The organism is Bradyrhizobium sp. USDA 4354, assembly GCF_054060315.1.
In genome coordinates, this window is the sequence record NZ_JBSSDC010000001.1 from 2,314,701 (window position 1) to 2,331,398 (window position 16,698).

18 protein-coding genes are annotated in these 16,698 nt (G+C 64.7%); 5 read left to right on the plus strand and 13 right to left on the minus strand.

The features are described from left to right. Nucleotides 1–143: 143 nt before the first annotated feature. Nucleotides 144–869, minus strand: a complete 726-nt coding sequence (locus tag ACVIIV_RS10800) for an outer membrane protein (RefSeq protein ID WP_456744175.1) — start codon at nucleotides 867–869, stop codon at nucleotides 144–146. A gap of 225 nt (nucleotides 870–1,094) precedes the next feature. Then, nucleotides 1,095–1,415: a hypothetical protein gene (locus ACVIIV_RS10805; protein ID WP_456744176.1), complete on the minus strand. Its 321-nt coding sequence runs from the start codon at nucleotides 1,413–1,415 to the stop codon at nucleotides 1,095–1,097. 189 nt (nucleotides 1,416–1,604) lie between these two features. On the opposite strand from ACVIIV_RS10805, the gene ACVIIV_RS10810 reads away from it, so the two are divergent. Next, complete coding sequence (locus ACVIIV_RS10810) at nucleotides 1,605–1,889, plus strand: hypothetical protein (RefSeq protein WP_456744177.1); 285 nt, start codon at nucleotides 1,605–1,607, stop codon at nucleotides 1,887–1,889. Between the two features lie 35 nt (nucleotides 1,890–1,924). Here the strand turns inward: ACVIIV_RS10810 and ACVIIV_RS10815 are convergent, their stop codons facing one another. The 7 genes from ACVIIV_RS10815 to ACVIIV_RS10845 all read right to left on the minus strand — a co-directional run bounded on the left by ACVIIV_RS10815 (nucleotide 1,925) and on the right by ACVIIV_RS10845 (nucleotide 9,104). Beyond that, nucleotides 1,925–2,866: an AEC family transporter gene (locus ACVIIV_RS10815; RefSeq protein ID WP_456744178.1), complete on the minus strand. Its 942-nt coding sequence runs from the start codon at nucleotides 2,864–2,866 to the stop codon at nucleotides 1,925–1,927. Nucleotides 2,867–3,180: 314 nt separating this feature from the next. Beyond that, nucleotides 3,181–3,390, minus strand: a complete 210-nt coding sequence (locus tag ACVIIV_RS10820; protein WP_456744179.1) for a hypothetical protein — start codon at nucleotides 3,388–3,390, stop codon at nucleotides 3,181–3,183. After that, complete coding sequence (locus ACVIIV_RS10825; protein WP_456748928.1) at nucleotides 3,387–3,737, minus strand: hypothetical protein; 351 nt, start codon at nucleotides 3,735–3,737, stop codon at nucleotides 3,387–3,389. Before ACVIIV_RS10825 ends, ACVIIV_RS10820 begins: the two co-directional genes overlap by 4 nt. Before the next feature lie 182 nt (nucleotides 3,738–3,919). Then, on the minus strand, nucleotides 3,920–5,539 hold the full coding sequence (locus ACVIIV_RS10830) for an ABC transporter ATP-binding protein (RefSeq protein WP_456744180.1): 1,620 nt from the start codon (nucleotides 5,537–5,539) through the stop codon (nucleotides 3,920–3,922). A gap of 2 nt (nucleotides 5,540–5,541) precedes the next feature. Continuing rightward, a complete protein-coding gene (locus tag ACVIIV_RS10835) occupies nucleotides 5,542–6,381 on the minus strand; it encodes an ABC transporter permease (RefSeq protein WP_456744181.1) in 840 nt (279 codons plus the stop codon). Then, nucleotides 6,378–7,349, minus strand: a complete 972-nt coding sequence (locus tag ACVIIV_RS10840; protein ID WP_456744182.1) for an ABC transporter permease — start codon at nucleotides 7,347–7,349, stop codon at nucleotides 6,378–6,380. The genes ACVIIV_RS10835 and ACVIIV_RS10840 overlap by 4 nt, the downstream gene beginning before the upstream one ends. Before the next feature lie 204 nt (nucleotides 7,350–7,553). After that, nucleotides 7,554–9,104, minus strand: a complete 1,551-nt coding sequence (locus ACVIIV_RS10845) for an ABC transporter substrate-binding protein (RefSeq protein ID WP_456744183.1) — start codon at nucleotides 9,102–9,104, stop codon at nucleotides 7,554–7,556. 434 nt (nucleotides 9,105–9,538) lie between these two features. Between ACVIIV_RS10845 and irr the strand changes: the two genes are divergently transcribed. Beyond that, on the plus strand, nucleotides 9,539–10,027 hold the full coding sequence (gene irr, locus ACVIIV_RS10850) for a Fur family transcriptional regulator Irr (protein WP_456744184.1): 489 nt from the start codon (nucleotides 9,539–9,541) through the stop codon (nucleotides 10,025–10,027). A gap of 55 nt (nucleotides 10,028–10,082) precedes the next feature. Here the strand turns inward: irr and ACVIIV_RS10855 are convergent, their stop codons facing one another. Further along, nucleotides 10,083–11,630, minus strand: a complete 1,548-nt coding sequence (locus ACVIIV_RS10855) for a winged helix-turn-helix domain-containing protein (protein WP_456744185.1) — start codon at nucleotides 11,628–11,630, stop codon at nucleotides 10,083–10,085. Nucleotides 11,631–11,763: 133 nt separating this feature from the next. Between ACVIIV_RS10855 and mddA the strand changes: the two genes are divergently transcribed. Together mddA and ACVIIV_RS10865 are read left to right on the plus strand one after the other, a co-directional pair. Further along, a complete protein-coding gene (gene mddA / locus ACVIIV_RS10860; protein WP_456744186.1) occupies nucleotides 11,764–12,552 on the plus strand; it encodes a methanethiol S-methyltransferase in 789 nt (262 codons plus the stop codon). An 89-nt stretch (nucleotides 12,553–12,641) separates the two neighbouring features. Then, complete coding sequence (locus ACVIIV_RS10865; protein ID WP_456744187.1) at nucleotides 12,642–13,064, plus strand: GFA family protein; 423 nt, start codon at nucleotides 12,642–12,644, stop codon at nucleotides 13,062–13,064. A 110-nt stretch (nucleotides 13,065–13,174) separates the two neighbouring features. Here ACVIIV_RS10865 and ACVIIV_RS10870 read toward each other — a convergent pair whose 3' ends face one another. Further along, entirely contained in the window at nucleotides 13,175–13,399 is a 225-nt protein-coding gene (locus ACVIIV_RS10870) for a hypothetical protein (protein ID WP_094895875.1), read from the minus strand. 235 nt (nucleotides 13,400–13,634) lie between these two features. Here ACVIIV_RS10870 and ACVIIV_RS10875 point away from each other — a divergent pair, with 235 nt between their 5' ends. Continuing rightward, nucleotides 13,635–13,925, plus strand: a complete 291-nt coding sequence (locus ACVIIV_RS10875) for a hypothetical protein (protein WP_060737488.1) — start codon at nucleotides 13,635–13,637, stop codon at nucleotides 13,923–13,925. A gap of 135 nt (nucleotides 13,926–14,060) precedes the next feature. On the opposite strand, the gene ACVIIV_RS10880 is transcribed toward ACVIIV_RS10875, so the two are convergent. Both ACVIIV_RS10880 and ACVIIV_RS10885 read right to left on the minus strand, forming a co-directional pair. Continuing rightward, nucleotides 14,061–15,986 carry a sensor histidine kinase gene (locus ACVIIV_RS10880; protein WP_456744188.1) on the minus strand — a complete coding sequence of 642 codons (1,926 nt, stop codon included), beginning with the start codon at nucleotides 15,984–15,986 and terminating at the stop codon, nucleotides 14,061–14,063. After that, nucleotides 15,983–16,666, minus strand: coding sequence for a response regulator (locus tag ACVIIV_RS10885; RefSeq protein WP_456748702.1), 684 nt, complete (start codon nucleotides 16,664–16,666; stop codon nucleotides 15,983–15,985). The genes ACVIIV_RS10880 and ACVIIV_RS10885 overlap by 4 nt, the downstream gene beginning before the upstream one ends. Nucleotides 16,667–16,698 lie beyond the last annotated feature (32 nt).

Sequence of the window (16,698 nt, forward strand, 5' to 3'; positions counted from 1 at the left end):
TTCTTCTGTTTGTGGCGGCAGTATCGGCGGCACCGGTTAAAAAATCGCAATTAGCGCAATTGGTTGCGCATGTTCCGCAGGGCGAAAAAAGAAGGGCCGGCAATGAAGCCGGCCCTTCAGCGTGATAAGATTTTGATAACCGGTCAGTAGCTCGCCACAGCCGGGCTTGCCCAGTTGAAGCGGTAGTTGACGCCCGCCTTGAAGGTATGGTCGTCGGTGGTGAAGTTGCCGGTGCCGGCCAGCGGGCCCGCGGTGAAGTGCGCGTCGCCGAAATTGTAGTACTGGTACTCGGCCTTGGCCGACCAGTTCGGGGCGAACATGTATTCCAGGCCGGCGCCGACCGTGTAACCGTTGCGGTGATCGCCATCGATGATGAAGCCGGTCGGCACGCCGCCGACAGTCACCTTCTCGTTGTTGTCCGAATAGGCGTAACCGCCCTTCACATAGAGCAGGCCGGGACCCCAGGTATAGCCGACGCGGCCGGTGATCGAGCCGAGGCCGCGCTGGTCGTTGGTATAAACGACGCCGCCCGGGAACACCGCGCCGACGCTGCCGGAGAGCCAGGAATACTGGCCTTCGACGCCGACCACGAAGTTCGGGTTGAGCTGCCAGTCCGCGCCGACCTGCACGCCCCCGAGGAAGCGGCCGTTGCCGTTGTTGCCGGTGGAGAGGCCGTTGAAATTGTTGTCGCTGGAGAAGGCGCCGCCGACATGGGCGCCGAGATAGAAGCCCGTCCAATTGTAGATCGGCGCGGCGTAGGCCGGCGCGGGCGCCTTGTAGTAGTTGCGGTTGCCGAGATCGGCGCCGACGGCCGGCGCAGCCGCGCCCACCACGAGCAGCGCCACGGTCGCAAACAGAATCTTCTTCATCGTCTTGAACTCCAACACGTAAGGTCCCCGGCAGGCGCGCTTTCCGCGCCGTCGTTGGTTTTGCAGATAGCTCGCTTTTGACGAAAATGCAGTCACATGCATGGCACAACGACGGCCAACCTAACTTGTTGGGGGGCAAATGATTTTCGTGCTTAATGGCGGCTTAAGAAGTGGTGAAGGAAGGCTTAACTTCGCGCCTCACAGGTAACTTGCGCGCGCCTCCTGTTAACCAAGACGCCGCCGCGCCTCATCGCGCATCTGCGCGCGAAAGGCCGCGCGCTTCGCGGGCCGGTCTGCCTCGCGGACGTCATGACGATCGAAGATGTCGAACTTCTCCAGGATCGGATAGCGCTCGCTCGCCATCGCGAGCACGCGCAGTATCTTGGTCGCCTCCGGCGTCGGGCCGCTGACCTCCCAGCGCCGGATGGTGTCGGCGCCGCCTCTCTCCGGCAATCCGCAAAGCTTGGCCATGTCAGCTGCAGTGAGCTTGCGCTCGAGAGCATCCGAGAGGTCGTTGCGAAGCTGCTTCAGTTCGGCGCCGGTCATGCTGCTTGCATCCAGGGAAGTCACTGAAAGCAATGCATTAGCGCTGATTCGGGTCCATCCGAAGGCGGCGGATGCCCCGCGCTCCGGCACCTTCGCCCGCGCACGGAGTTATGAATGGAGAACCATGGAAATCTCCCGATGAGTGAACAGTTGGCATATCGGGGCGCGCACCGTGCGAAAGGATCAGCCATGAAAACCATCAGACTCGCCATCGCCGCGATCGTCACCACCGGACTGCTTGCCACGCCTTTCGCGGCTGAAGCAAAGAAGGTTCGATCGAGCCGGCATTACAGCACTGGTGTGGTGGCGCCGACCTATGGCGGTGTCGGCGCGTCGGCCGTGCAGCCAAGGGGGCCCTACGGGTCATCCGGACAGACGGTCGGCACCGTCACCGCGCCGTCGATCGGATCATACAATTGGCCCTCGGTCGGCGTGACCAACGCGGTCCCTACCTGGAGCAACACCACGAGATAAAGGGCGCTTCGGCGAGGTGGACGCCGCTCTCCGGATCAACGCATGCCGCTTGCCGTTCCGGAGAGCAGATAGAGCGCAATCAGCAATGTCGCGACCGACAGCATCGTCGTGACCGAAACCGTGGCCGCGACCAGCTTCTCCTCGACCTTGTGCTCGTGGGCGAGGACATAGACGGTTTTCGCCGTCGGCACGGCCGCGCAGATAACGGCCGCGACCGTGTAGAGAGGGTCGAGGCCCATGAGGACGCAGAGCCCATAGACGATCAGCGGCATGACCACCAGTTTCACCGCCGCGAGTGCAAACGCCGCCTTCAAGCTGGATCGCAGGCCCTCGACGGACAAACCAAGCCCGATGGCAAACAGCGCGCACGGCGTGAGCGCGCCAGCGATCATGTTGAGATAGGCCGCGACCGGCGCCGGAATCGGCAATCCTGTTATCGCCCATGCAAGGCCAATGAACGTCGACAGCACCATGGGATTGAACAGGATCTGCCTAGCCAGTCCCGTAGAGAGCGCGGCCGGCCCGCGTGCATCGCGTTTTTCCAGCAGGATCACCGTGATCGGAAACATCACCGCGGCCACGAACACCGTCGCTACAGCTGCGGGCAGGACGGCGGGTTGGCCGTAGATCGCATGCAGGATCGGCAGCGCGACGAACCCGGTATTGGTCATCGCCGCTGCCATCCCATGGATGGTGCTGCTGGCGAGATCGTGTTTGCCACCCGCGCGGACCGGCAGGAACACCAGCGCGAAGCAGATGAGTGAACCGCCGCCGAATGCGAGCAGAAAGCGCCATTCCAACAGATTGCGCGCCGGCTCCTGGGCGATCGTGACGATCAGCAGCGCCGGCATCGCCACGTTGTAGGCAAAGTGGACCAGGCCATCGGCAAGCGAGCGGGAGAGATAGCCAACCTCGCCCGCGAGCCAGCCGGTGACGATGATCGCGAATACCGGAAGAACGAGACTGGCGACCTCCATCCGGCTTCCCTCTTTGCTGCCAATGGCCGCAACAGAGGTTACTCCGGCAACGGAGCGTCGTCACTGCCCAACGTTCAGCGAGGCGCAGGCTTAGTGGCGTGTCCCGGACGCGCGAAGCGCGAGCCGGGACCCAGGGGCTGCAAGACTCGGAGCTGCGATGGGCCCCGGCTCTGCAGCGCACCGCTGAAGAAGCGCTGCGCTGCGTCCGGGGCACGAGAGCGGCTTACTTGCCTCTCTCGCGCTGTCCCAGGCTCGAGAGATCGCTTTTATCAGTCACGCCAAGGCGCGAAGCCGCCGAAGCGAGACGTCCGTTCCTAGATTCCGCGGCCGTTCTGTTGACCGATCACGCAGCGCCATGCAGCCAGTCGCTCGGCGGGATGCTGATTCATCCATTCGGCGAGTTGCGGCGCGCCCATCAGGCAGGACTGCACCGAGATTTGCGCAAAGTCCGACGTGGTGACGATCTGCTCGTGACAATTGGAGGGAGAGGCGAGGCTGCAAAGCACGGCGATGATTTTGATCACGAGAGCTTACTCCTATCGCCGCCGATCGCGCGGCCGTTGTCTCCATCCTGCCCGTTGCTGGCCGGATCGGATGGCGGGAAGATGCTGTCGTAGATTGCGCGTGCCTCCCGAATGAGGCGCACGCGCTCGCGCTCAGATCTCGAGACAAATCGAATAACTTCGCCCATGTTGGCTCCGAGTATCAGTGGGCAAGTAAGCCGTTGCATGATAATGATCATCCAATCAGCATCTATGGCGTCGCCCTCGACTTTGAAATGGCGTGCCCGTTCACGACGGAATAAAAAGCTCGTGACCGCGCCGGCGTCCCAACGTCGGGTGTTCTTGTGCCAAGTTCTGGGGCTGTTCACTGCTTTCTATCGCGCGGCGCTGCAACTACTGCGCGAGCGAATGCCGGTAACAGCTTATTCTTGCCGTCATCGGCAAGGCAGTCTCGCAAAGCAAATGCTGATCGATCGAATATGTTTCGCCTGTATCGCGTGCAAGTTTTTGGAACAATCCTGCAATTCGAAGAACTCGCCGCGACCATTTCTCAGGCCGCTGGCGCTTGCTCCTTCCGTCCCGGCACCGCCGCGAGCAGCTCGCGCGTGTAGGCATGCTCGGGCGCGGCGAACAGCTGCGCGGTGGGCTTCAGCTCGACGATGGCGCCGCGTTGCATCACCGCGATGCGATCGCAGATCTGGGCTGCGACGCGCAGATCGTGGGTGATGAACAGTATCGACAGTCCGAGGCGCGCCTTGAGGTCTTCGAGCAGCTTCAACACCTGCGCCTGCACCGAGACGTCGAGCGCGGAGACGGCTTCGTCGGCGACGATGATCTCCGGCTCGAGCGCGAGCGCACGGGCAATGCCGATGCGCTGGCGCTGGCCGCCGGAGAATTCATGCGGATAGCGCTCGAGTGCGCCGGCGTCCAAGCCGACCATCTTGAGGAGATCGCGGGCGCGATCGAACGCCACCTTCGGATCGGTGCCGGCTGCGATCGGTCCGTAGGCAATGATGTGGCCGACCTTGCGGCGCGGATTGAGCGAGGCGAACGGATCCTGGAAGATCATCTGGATGCGATGGCGCTCGGCGCGCAGCGCCTTGCCTGACAGAGACGTAAGATCGGTTTCGCCGATCCGCACCGTGCCGCGGTCGGCTTCTATCAGCCGCATGACGAGACGCGCGACCGACGATTTGCCGGAGCCGGATTCGCCGACCAGGCCGAGCGTCTCGCCCTTGAGGATGTTGAAGTTGACCGCGCGCGCGGCATCGACGCGACAATCCTCGCGGAACCAGCCGCCTGAGGTGACGTAGGTCTTGTCGAGCCCGATCACCTCGACGGCCCTGGCCTGATCGTCGAGGGACGTTCGCGGCGGCGGATCCATTGAGGGCACGGCGGCAAGCAATGCCTTGGTGTAGTCGTGCTGCGGCTCGCTGAAGACGGCCGTAGCCGGACCTTCCTCGACGACTTTGCCGTGCCTGAGCACCACGACCTGGTCCGCGATGTCAGCGACCACGCCGAAATCATGGGTGATGAACATCACCGCCATGTTGCGATTGCGCTGGAGGTTGTGGATCAGCTTCAGGATCTGCGCCTGCGTGGTGACGTCGAGCGCGGTGGTCGGCTCGTCGGCGACCAGCACCGCGGGCTCGAGCGCGAGCGCCATCGCGATCATGGCGCGCTGGCGCTGGCCGCCGGAGAGCTGGTGCGGGTAGGCGCGCACGATTCTTTCGGGATCGGGCAGGCCGACCTCTCGCGCCAATGCGAGTGCTTTCGCGCGCCGCTCCTTCGGTGTGAGCAGGCCGTGCGCCTCGAACATTTCTGCCATCTGGTCGCCGATGCGCATCAACGGATTGAGCGCGGTCATCGGCTCCTGAAAGATCATCGCCAGCCGCCGGCCGCGCAGATCGCGCCAGCCGTCGTCGTCGAGCTTGAGCAGGTCGCGGCCTTCGAACTGGATCTCGCCGGAGGCGACCGACACGGTGTCCGGCAACAGGCCCATCAGCGCGTGCGCGCACATCGACTTGCCGGAGCCGGACTCGCCGACCACGCAGACGATCTTGCCGGGCCGCAGATCGAGCGAGACGCCGTCGACGGCGAACGGACGTTCGGCGCCCTTGGGCAGCGCGATCCTGAGGTTCTTGATGGAGACGGCGGGTGGGGCGGTCATCGTCAGCGCCCCTCCCGCGACAGGCGCGGATTGAGCGCGTCGTTGAGGCCTTCGCCGATCAGGTTTAGCCCGAGCACCGAGATCAGGATGGCGACGCCGGGAAACACCGTGATCCACCAGGCCTGCCGGATCACGGTGCGGCCGGCGCCGACCATGTAGCCCCAGGAGATCAAATTGGGATCGCCGAGGCCGAGGAACGAGAGCGAGGATTCCAGGAGGATCGCGGTCGCCACCATCAGCGAGGCCAGCACGATCACCGGCGACAACGCGTTCGGCAGGATTTCGCGCAGGATGATCCAGCTGTTGCTCTGGCCGGTGACCACGGCGGCCTGGACATATTCGCGCGTTCGCAGCGACAGCACCTCGCCGCGGACGAGGCGGGCGACCGGCGGCCAGCTCACCACCGCGATCGAGGCGACGATCGAATAGATCGAGGGCTGCAGGATCGCGACCAGCACGATCGCGAGCGCGAAACTAGGAATGGTCTGGAAGAACTCGGTGAAGCGCATCAAGGCATCGTCGACCTTGCCGCCGAAATAGCCGGCCATGGCGCCGATCGGCACGCCGACGATCAGTGCCACCAGCGTGGAGACGAGGCCGACCAGCAGCGAAACGCGTGCGCCAAAAATCATGCCCGCGAACACATCGCGGCCGAGCGCGTCGGTGCCGAGCGGCACGGTCGAGAGCGTGAACGGCGGCAGGAACGGCCGCTGCACCATGCGCCAGGGCGAGTTCGGGAACAGCATCGGCCCGAATACCGCGACCGAGATCGCAAGCAGGAGGATGACGAGCCCGATGACGCCGCTCGGGCTCTTCAGCATCGATTTCCAGAACTGTTTCATGAGGCGAATTCGATGCGTGGATCGACCAGTCGATAGACGAGGTCGGTGATGAGATTGAAGATCAAGACCATGGCCGAGCAGATCACGAACACGCCGAGCAGCAGATTGTAATCCCGCTGCAGCAGCGCGTCGTACATCAGCCGTCCGATGCCGGGCCAGGCGAACACGGTCTCGGTGATGACGGCGCCGCCGATCAGCGTGCCGGAATGCACGCCGGCGAGCGTCACTACCGGCAGCAGCGCATTGCGCAGCACGTGGCGGCGCTGGATCACGGCATCCGAGAGCCCTTTGGCACGCGCCGTCTTGACGAAGTCGAGCCGCTTCACCTCCAGCATCGAGGCGCGCGTCATGCGGGTATAAGTCGCCATGAAGAACAGGCCGAGCGTCATCGCCGGCATGATCAGGTGTTTTGCGACGTCGACCGCGTAGGCAAGGCCGGTGAGGTTGGCGCCGACCGTCTCGTAGCCGAAGCTCGGCAGCCAATCGAACGTGACCGAGAACAGCAGGATGCCCATCAACGCCACCCAGAAGATTGGCATGGCGTAGAAGATCAGCGCGAATATTGTGATGCCGGGGTCGAGAAAGGTTCCGGCAAAGCGCGCGGCAAAGGTGCCGAACAGGATGCCGAGCGCGAGCGAGATCGCGAAGGCGGTCAGAGTCAGCAGCAGCGTCGCCGGCAGCCGCTCGCCGATCAGCTTCGCAACCGGTGCCTGCTGACGGAAGGAGAAGCCGAGGTCGAGGCTGACGACGCCCTTGACATAGATGAAGAGCTGCTCGGGCAGCGGCTTGTCGAGGCCGAACTTCTCCCTGAGCTGTTTGACGAAGACCTGATCGCTGGCCCCGGCCTCGCCCGCCATCACGACTGCGGGGTCTCCGGGCGCGAGCCGGATGAGGAAGAAATTGAGGACGACGATCGCGAGCAGGACGATCACGCCCTTCAGGACACGCTGAGCGACGAAGGAGAGCATTTTAGAAAGTCATGTTGGTGAAGTGACCTGAAGCCACTAGGGCAGCGCGCTCCCTCGCCCCGCTCTTGCGGGGAGAGGGTTGGGGTGAGGGGCCTCTCTCCACGACGGGACAATGACGAAGGACCTGTACCCCCTCACCCGCCGCGCTCTGCGAGCGCGTCGGCCTCTCCCCGCAAGCGGGGAGAGGTGAAGTCGAGAGCGCCCTCACTTGTCGAGCCATGCGTCCTTGAAGCCGTCATTGACCCCGATCCCCGTGGTGATCAGGTTCTTGACCTTGCAGCGCATGATGGTCGGGAATTGCAGCTCGAGCATCCAGGCCACCGGCACGTCTTCGACCAGGATCTTCTGCGCCTTCTCGTAGATCTCCTTGCGCTTGGAATCGGGGGTGGCGACGGCGCCCTCGGCGAACAGCTTGTCGATCTCCGGGTTGGAGTAGCCCTCGACGTTGTTGAAGACCTGCCCCTTGGCGATGTTGCTGGAGATGTAGTTGCGCCCCACCCCGACCGCGGGATCGCCGTACTGGTAGAGATAAGTGAAGGCGATGTCGTAGTCCCAGTCGCCGATCTTCTGGTTGCCGCCGGCAACGTCGGTGGCGATGGTCTCGATGGTGATGCCGACGTCCTGGAGGTTCTGCTTCACGGCTTCACCCCAGCGCTGCCACGTCTCGCCATAGGCGAGCGGCAGCAGGCGGATCTTCTCGCCCTTGTAGCCGGCTTCCTTCAGCAGCGCCTTGGCCTTGGCCGGATCGTAGGGATATTTCTTCACGTCACCGGTGTAGTACTTGATGGTCGAGGCCGACGGGCCGGTAGCGACCTTGCCGAGCCCGTTCCAGATCACGTCCTTGGCGAAGTCACGGTCGATCGCGTACATGATCGCCTGCCGCACCCGCTTGTCCGCGAGCGGACCCTGACGGTTGTTGAGCCACAGCCAGGCCAGCGGTGAGAAGAACTCCCAGCCGGCGCCGGTGACGCAGGTGTCCTTCAGCTTGGACAGCCGCGGCACGTCGAAATTCTCGACCGAGCCGCCCGGCAAGACGTCGACCTTGCCGGTCTCATACGCCACCGAGCGCGCGGCGGCGTCGGGGATGATCTGCCAGTAGATCTCGTCGAGATAGGGCTTGCCCTTCTCGTAGTAGTTCGGGTTCTTGACCAGGCGGATGAACGAGCCCTTCTGCCACTCCTTGAACATGAAGGGGCCGGTGCCAACAGGCGCGTTGTTGTAAGCGTTGGTCTTCCAGTCGGTGCCTTCATAGAGATGCTTCGGCACCATCGGCATCGAGCCGACCTCGAAGATGCCGAGGAACGGGCCAAACGGCTGCTTCAGCGTGAACACCACCGTGTAATCGTCGGGGGCCTCGACCTTGTCGACCTGCGCCAGGTTGGTGCGGGCGCGCGCATGGGTCTGCTTCAGCATCTCGATCGAAAACAAGACGTCGGCGGCGGTGAAGGGCTTGCCGTCATGCCAGGTCACGCCCTTCTTGAGCTTGAAAGTGTAGGTCTTGGCGTCCTCGCTGACGCTCCAGCTTTCGGCGAGCTCCGGCTGCGGGTCGAGCTTGGGGCTGTAGCGCAGCAGCCCTTCGAAGATGTTGCCTGACACCATCTGGGTCGGACCGTTCTGGACCAGCGCAAGCATCAGGCCGGGCGGCTCGGGCTGGATCACGGCGTTAATCACACCCCCCGTCTTCGGCTCTTGCGCCAGCGCCGAGGCCGTGAGCCCGCAAGCCAGGAGGAGACCAAGCAACACTCGTTTTGGCATGTCGTATCTTTCTCAAGCGAGACCAGCCGTAGACGCTTCGCAACGTCCTCGCGCGCAAAGCTACGGTCGGCCCATCCCAGTCCCCATCCGCTATCGAGGCTCACACAGTCTCGTTCGGCGCTGCAAGATGAAAGTCTCGACAGTGTTCGCACAAAAAATGTACAGCGCGTCCTGTTTTGATGGATTCGCCTCATCGCGGCATCCTCATGTCGGTCGCTGGCCGACATGACGGGGTCGCGACACAGCGTCGCGGCGGGTCGGCGGTGCAGCGCTCTCGCGCCAGCCGGAAATGGGCCGCGCCGGCTGGCGATCAGTCGGAAGCGGTTGCGCCACCTAATTTGATCCGCATCAAAGCCGAGCCGCCGCTTTTGCGATCGAATAGCAACTAGCGGGCCGCACTGCGCGTCCCGCTCCCTTGAGCCGTGAGACGATTGATGGACATCCAGGCCGCGACTATCCCTGCGGATGACGATAGCGGACCTGATGCCGCCGGCCTCGATCTATCGTCAGAGGCGGGCGTGCAGCACTGCCTGCACTTGCTGAGCAATGCCGGCCTGCGCCCGACGCGCCAGCGCCTGGCGCTCGGCCAGTTGTTGTTTCTGGGCGGCCATCGTCACGTCACCGCAGAGAGTCTCTTTGAAGAGGCGATGGCGGCCAACGCGTACCTGTCGCTCGCCACGGTCTATAACACGCTGAACCAGTTCACCGAGGCCGGCCTGCTGCGCCGGATCGCGGCCGACGGCATCAAGTCGTTCTTCGACACCGATACATCCGTGCATCCGCACTTCTATCTCGAAGGCGAGGACGTGCTGGTCGATGTTGCCGAGGGCCTCGCCTTCACCAAGGTGCCCGAGGCGCTTCCCGGCCACGAGATCGCGCGGCTCGACGTCATCGTCCACCTGCGCCGGAAGCGCGTGGCATAGCATCGCTGTCGCTCACCCTCCCCCGGAGGGTCCCTCCAGGGGAGGGTAAGACGCCTCACCGCAATCCCGCCCGCCGGAATCCCTCCAGATAGTGTTCGCGATCCCCGTCATTGGCCCACGGCAGTTGCGTCGCGATCCAGTGCAGCGAGATGCCAGGCTGGGTGCGGCGGAGCTCGCCGAGCGCCATCTCCGCAAGCCTTCCGTCGCCCGTCATGCCGGCGGAGACGGCGAGCACGCGATAGGCGCCGGTGAGGTCGCCGCGGTGGCGGATCGCCTCGCGTGCGAGCGCGATGGCCTCGTCATAGTGCCGTTCGGTGAAGCGCGCATAGGCGGCGATGCCGTGATAGATCGCCAGCGACGGATCGCGCGGTGACAGCCGGATCGCCTTTTGCGCGGCCTCGAACGAGGCCTTGGAGCGTCCGGCATAGGACAGCGCCAGCGCGTAATAGCCCTGCGCCAGCGAGAAGTTCGGATTGAGCACGAGTGCCTGCTCGAACTCCGACAGCGCGTCCGCAAGCCTGCGCGTCGAGAAGCAGACGCTGCCGAGCGCGGCATGCGCCCAGGCGTCCTCATGGTCGCAGCGCACCGCGGCCAGCGCGGCAGATTCAGCGGCTGGCGCAACCGCGGCCAGCTCGGTCCAGCCGAGATGCACGCCGAACATGTCGTTGACGGCCAGCACCGACAGCGCCTGGCCGTAATTCGGATCGATGGCAATCGCGCGTTCGAGCAGTGTCCGCGCGGCCTCGTGATCCTGCCGGGTCACGCGCCAATAGTGCGACAGCGCGCGCATCAAGAGGTCCCAAGCGTCCAAGCTTGCAGGCGGCTTGCGGTGGCTGCGAAAATTCTCCGCCGCGTGGATCTGCGGTTCTATCGCCGCCGTGATCGCGTTGGTGATCTCGTCCTGCACGGCGAAGACGTCGACGAGCTCGCGGTCGTAGCGCTCGGCCCAGAGATGGTTGCCCGACACGGCGTCGTTGAGCTGCGCGGTGATGCGCACCCGGTTGTCCGCCTTGCGCACGCTGCCTTCGACGATGTAGCGGACGCCGAGTTCCTCGGCGATCTGCCTGATGTCGACCGCGCGTCCCTTGTAGGTGAAGGAGGAGTTGCGGGCGATCACCATGAACCAGCGCTGCTTCGACAGCGCGGTGAGGATGTCCTCGCTGATCCCGTCGCCGAAATAGTCCTGTGCGGGATCGCCGCTCATGTTTTCGAAGGCGAGCACCGCGATCGCCGGGCGGTCCGCCACGCGCGGGGGAGGCGGCTTGGCCTCCGCCCGTGCTGGGGGTGCTGCCGCCTCTTCCCGGACCTCGCCGACGAAACGAAAACCCTTGCGCGGAATGGTCTTGATCAGCCGCTGTGTCGTGCCGTCGTCGCCCAGCGCCTTGCGTGCGGCATTGATTCGGCTGTTCAGGGCGGAATCCGAGACGATGCGGTCGCTCCATATCTGGCTGATCAGGTCATCCTTGCTGACCACACGCGCCCGTTGCGTGACCAGATAAAGCAAGAGATCGAACACTTGCGGCTGCAACGGAACGGCCGCCCCGTCGCAGATGAGCTCCCGAAGGTCGCCGTCGAGCACGTTGTTTTCAAAGCGAAATCGCACGTTTTCGTCGTCTCAAGCAAAAATCAAAGTCGTCTCAGGCGAAAATCAACCCTCCGCGAAAGTCTCGGGACGTCCGATCCGGCATGGTGCGAAGACCAAACCGTGTCGATGCCTAGGCACAACGGAGCGTTTCATGACCCAACTTGATCACCAGGTTCATTCCCTCGGCCCGGAGGTTGCGGGCTCGCGCATTTTCAAGTTCAGCGCCTTTCTTTACGGAATTGCGGCGTATCTCGTGTTTTTCGTCACCATTCTCTACGCGATTGGCTTCGTCATGGGGGTGATGGTGCCCAAGACCATCGACACCGGAGCCGAAGCGCCCGTCGTTCGTGCCGTCATCATCAATCTGCTGCTGATGTCGCTGTTCGCGGTTCAACACAGCGTGATGGCGCGCCAGCAATTCAAGGCGTGGTGGACGCAGTTCGTCCCCAAGCCGGTCGAGCGAAGCACGTACGTGCTGTTCGCGAGCCTGTCATTGCTCCTCCTGTTCTGGCAGTGGCGTCCGCTGCCCGCGGTCATATGGGAGGTCGAGAACCCCGATCTTGCCGTGACGGTGGTCACGCTGTCCTTCGCCGGCTGGGTGCTGGTGTTCACCTCGACCTTCATCATCAACCATTTCGAGTTGTTCGGCCTGTCTCAGGTGACCAACCATCTCGTCGGCAAGGACATGGAGCCGCCGCGCTTCAAGACGCCGCTGCTCTACAAGTTCGTTCGCCATCCGATCTATCTCGGCTTCATCATCGCGTTCTGGGCGGCGCCGACCATGACCGCGGGGCATCTGCTGTTCGCGGCCGTGACCACGCTCTACATCTTCGTCGGCATCGCGCTGGAGGAGAGCGATCTCGTCGATCTCTTCGGCGACGAGTACCGGCAGTACAAACAACGCGTCTCCATGCTTATTCCCTGGTGCCGGTCGGTATAGTCTCAGCCTCGTTCCGCGCGTCCACCGAAGGGAGGACGCGCGGGGCGCTGACGCGCGATAACGATCCATCAAAAAACGGAGACGTCCAAATGAAACATGTCGGAAACTGCTTCTGCGGCGCGGTCACGGTCGAGGTCACGGGGGCGCCGGAGGCGATGGGCTATTGCCATTGCCGCTCCTGCCGCTCGTGGTCGGGCGGTCCGGTCAACGCCTTCAGCCTGTGGAAGCCCGAAGCCGTGCGCATCACCGAGGGCGCCCAGAATGTCGAGACCTTCGCCAAGACGCCGCTCAGCCAGCGCAAATATTGCAGGAAGTGCGGCGGGCATCTCATGACCAACCATCCGCCGCTTGGTCTGATCGACGTCTTCACCGCCACCATCCCCACACTCGCGTTCACGCCCGGCGTCCACGTCAACTATGCCGAGACCGTGCTGCCGATGCGCGACGGTCTGCCCAAGCTGAAGGATTTTCCGGCCGAGTTCGGCGGCAGCGGCGAGATGATGCAGGAGTAGCGACGCCTTCAGTTGAGGACCAAAAGACCGAAGCTCAGCTTCGGCCTTCTTTGGAGAGGGCGGCAGAGCGCCGCCCTCGCTGTCTTTCTCTCAAGGAGAGGGATGAACGACTAGCCTCCGCGCGATTCAACGACCTTGCGGCAGGAATCCGAGAGCTTCGACTTGTTTTCGCGCAGACAGGCATTCATCTGCGGCGGTTTGCCGATATGTTCGGCGCAGAATTTGCTGGCGTCACCGCGGCAGGCCATTTGCTCCTGGACCGATGGACCGGACTGTGCAGCAGCGGGCAGGGCGGCAGCAGTGAGCAGCAGCGCGGCAAGAACCGAAATCTTCATAAAGCACCTCTTTGGAATCATCGTTGGTCCCGACCGGGATCACGCGTGCCGGACCATCTCGCAAGGCCCGGGCACGGGTCCATGCCATGTTCATGGCACCGGCCAGTCCTCCCGGCCGCAGGACCCCCATCTTCATGGCATGTATCCGCGCGCCGACTTTTGCCATTCAGGCTGCACCTCGGCTGCGAGACCTGGTGATTGCACCGGGACGCCGGACGGGAAGCAGGAGAGCAAGATGTCGAAGAGAGCTGGAGCGCTGAGCGCCGGGCTGACGATCATGGCCCTGGCGGGCGCGGCGATGGTGTCGCTGGGCACGAGCCCGGCGCAGGCCGTGGTTTATTGCAAGACCGTCGGCGTGCCCAAGGGCTGCGTGGTGCGGCCGACTGCGGCGGTGGTGGTCGCGCCGGGAGCGCCGGTGGCGCGGGCAGCGGTCGCAACGCCCGGTGTCGGCGCGCCCGGTGTCGGGGTGCGGGCTGGCACGCCGATGAATCGCGGCGGCCCGGTCAATCGCGTCGGCGTGCGCTGATATTTCCATTCGATTGAATTGATGCATCGCTTCGGGCCAACGGGGCCTGCGGATGAACACCCCCGTCCTCCGCAGGCAGATTTCCCGGCCCGTCCCCTCTCTCCGTGCGCCCCACACGTTCGGGGAGGGGGCCTTTCAGCCCGCAGCCATGTCGCTGTCGGGAAAACGCTGCGGCAATTGCAGCCGCACGCGCGTGCCTGAGGCATCCGAGCTCAGATCGAGCACCGCGCCGCAGCGCGCGGCGCGGCTTCGCATGTTGCGCAGGCCGCGTGCGGTCTGGCCCGCGCCCGCGGCCTCGCAATTGCCGGCCAGCGCAAAGCCGCTTCCGTCGTCCCTGACGCTGATCACGCCATAAGGCCCCAGGCCGCCGTCATGCGTCTCGATGGTGACCGCGACCTGGCGGGCCTGCGCGTGCTTGACCGCATTGGTCACGGCCTCGTCGAGGATGCGCACGATCTGGATGACGTGCCATGGCCTGAGCTCGGGATGCAGCGGCAGGCCCTGCGGCGTCGCCACGCGCCAGTCGAGCGCGATGTCGTGCGACCGCAATTGGGCCGTGGCGCGCTCGCGCCAGGAGCCGAGCGCGAGCATCAGGTCGCCGCCGATGTCATCCATGGAATCGATGACGAGGCGCAGATCCTTCAGCGCCGCGCGGGCGGCGTCCGTGATGGTTGCGCCCGCGCTGCCACGCTCGGACAGCGCCACGATGCTCACGAGCTGGCCGCCGAGGCCGTCATGCAGGTCTCGCATCAGGCGGGTGCGCTCGTTGGCGAGCGCCGCGGCGCGGGCGCGCTCCTCCTCGCGGGCAAAGCTCGCCTTCAGCCGTTCCTCGGCTTCGCGCACGCGCGTCACGAGCTGGCCGGCAAAGCTGTCGACCTGGTTCAACGCGCGGGCAAAGCGCCAGGTCAGCCCGGCGCCGATCGCGACCAGCATCGCCGAATAGGACAGGCGCGAGACGAAGATGCGGTCGTTGGTCACGATCTCGAGCACCGTGAGCATGTCCTGGACCCAGCAGACCAGGACGATGGTCACCGCGCAGCCGATCGTGAAGCTCGCCGCGTCCTGCCGCCGCACCACCGCGGTTGCGGTGACGCAGGCCATCAGGAACAGGCAGAGCCCGACGGTGGGGATGCCGAGCACCAGGAACAGGATGCGCGGCAGTGGCGGGCCTCCGATCAGCCCGACCACGAACACGAGGACGCCAGGCACGAACAGCAGCGTGCCGTAGCGCGGCCAGCGCCAGCCGAAGAACAGCACGCCGAACACGACGATCAGCGCACTCTCGATCGGAGCGGACGCCAGAAGCACCGCGGCGAGCCTGGATACCGTGGCCGGCGGCACCGGCGGCGGCGCGAACGCCTGCACCACACCGAGCACCATCGCCGCGGCCAGCACGCCATAAACCGGCTCGTGGCGCCGCATCAGCCACATGATCGCGAGGATGACGGCCAGGATCGCCTGCCAGGCGGAGAACACCACCGGCAGCGTGACAAACAGCAGCGTGCGTGTCTCATAGGCCGGGCGCAAGGCGGCATCCGGCCCGACATAGACGGTGTCGAGGAAGCCCTTGAGCGGTCCCCACACGAACAGCTGCACCGTGATCTCGTTTGCGCCCTCGCGCAGCAGCGAAGCGGGGATGGCTGCGATCTGCGGGGTGTTGCGGTCGGGCCGGTTGGCGTTGGCGTCGCGTCGGGAGTCGAGCACGACGACGCCGTTGACGGCGACCTCCACCGCGTTGCTGAAGCGCGGCAGGAACACCGACCAGCCCGAGGCCGCATCGTCGCGCCGGAACGTGAAGGCGCCAGTGTAGAACGGCGGGTCAGCCAGCGAATAGCGCGACGACGTGAAATGCGGCAGCGTCACGGGGCGCGTCAGGCCGTCCTCCCGCGCCGAAAAATCGCTTAACGCGAAATCTTCGGGATCGCTCGGTTGCAGCAGCCGAAGCCCAAGGACGGTGACGATTGCGATCAGGGCCTGGAGCAGCAGATAGGGCACCAGCCGCGAAGCCAGCAGCCGGCGCCGCGCGGGTTTGGCCGGTGCCTTCGCCGCGATCTCGCTCACAGCTTGATCAGGCCCTGCTGCACCGCCTCGAACACCGCTTCGCTGCGCGTATGCACTTCGAGCTTGCGATAGATGTTCTTGATGTGGCCCGGCACGGTCTGCCTGGACAGGCCGAGATGGCTCGCGATCTCGGCATAGCTGAAGCCCTTTGCGATGCCCCACAGGATGTCGATCTCGCGCGGGGTCAGCCTGGCCGTGTTGAGCGCGGGGCCGGGCGGCGGCTCCGCCGAACTCTGTGCGGCACCCTGTGTTCTGCGCACGATGAAACGGGCGATCGAGGCCGAGATCGGCGAATGTCCGGCGACCAGCTCGCGCACGGTGGTGGCGATGTCGGTGGGGAACGCATCCTTGAGCAGATAACCGGTGGCGCCCACCGTGATCGCGGAGATCACGCTCTCCTCGTCGCCGAGCGCGGAGATCACCATGATCTCGGTGTCGGGAAAGCGCTGCCTCATCTCCCGGATCAGCTCGACGCCATGGCCGTCGGGCAGCCGCAGGTCGGTCAGCAGCACGCGCGGCGCGCCGCCGCTCAGGGCCTGCCGCGCCTCCGCGAGCGTGCCGGCGCTCCGCACCTCGTAACCGGCCTTGACCAGCGCATCCTGCAGCCGCCAGCAGGTCGGCGCGTCGTCCTCGACGAGGAGGATGGTGATGGCTTCACCCGTCTCGCCCTGTTCGGTCATGATCATGGTCCCGCACCCGCGTGTCCCCCGCG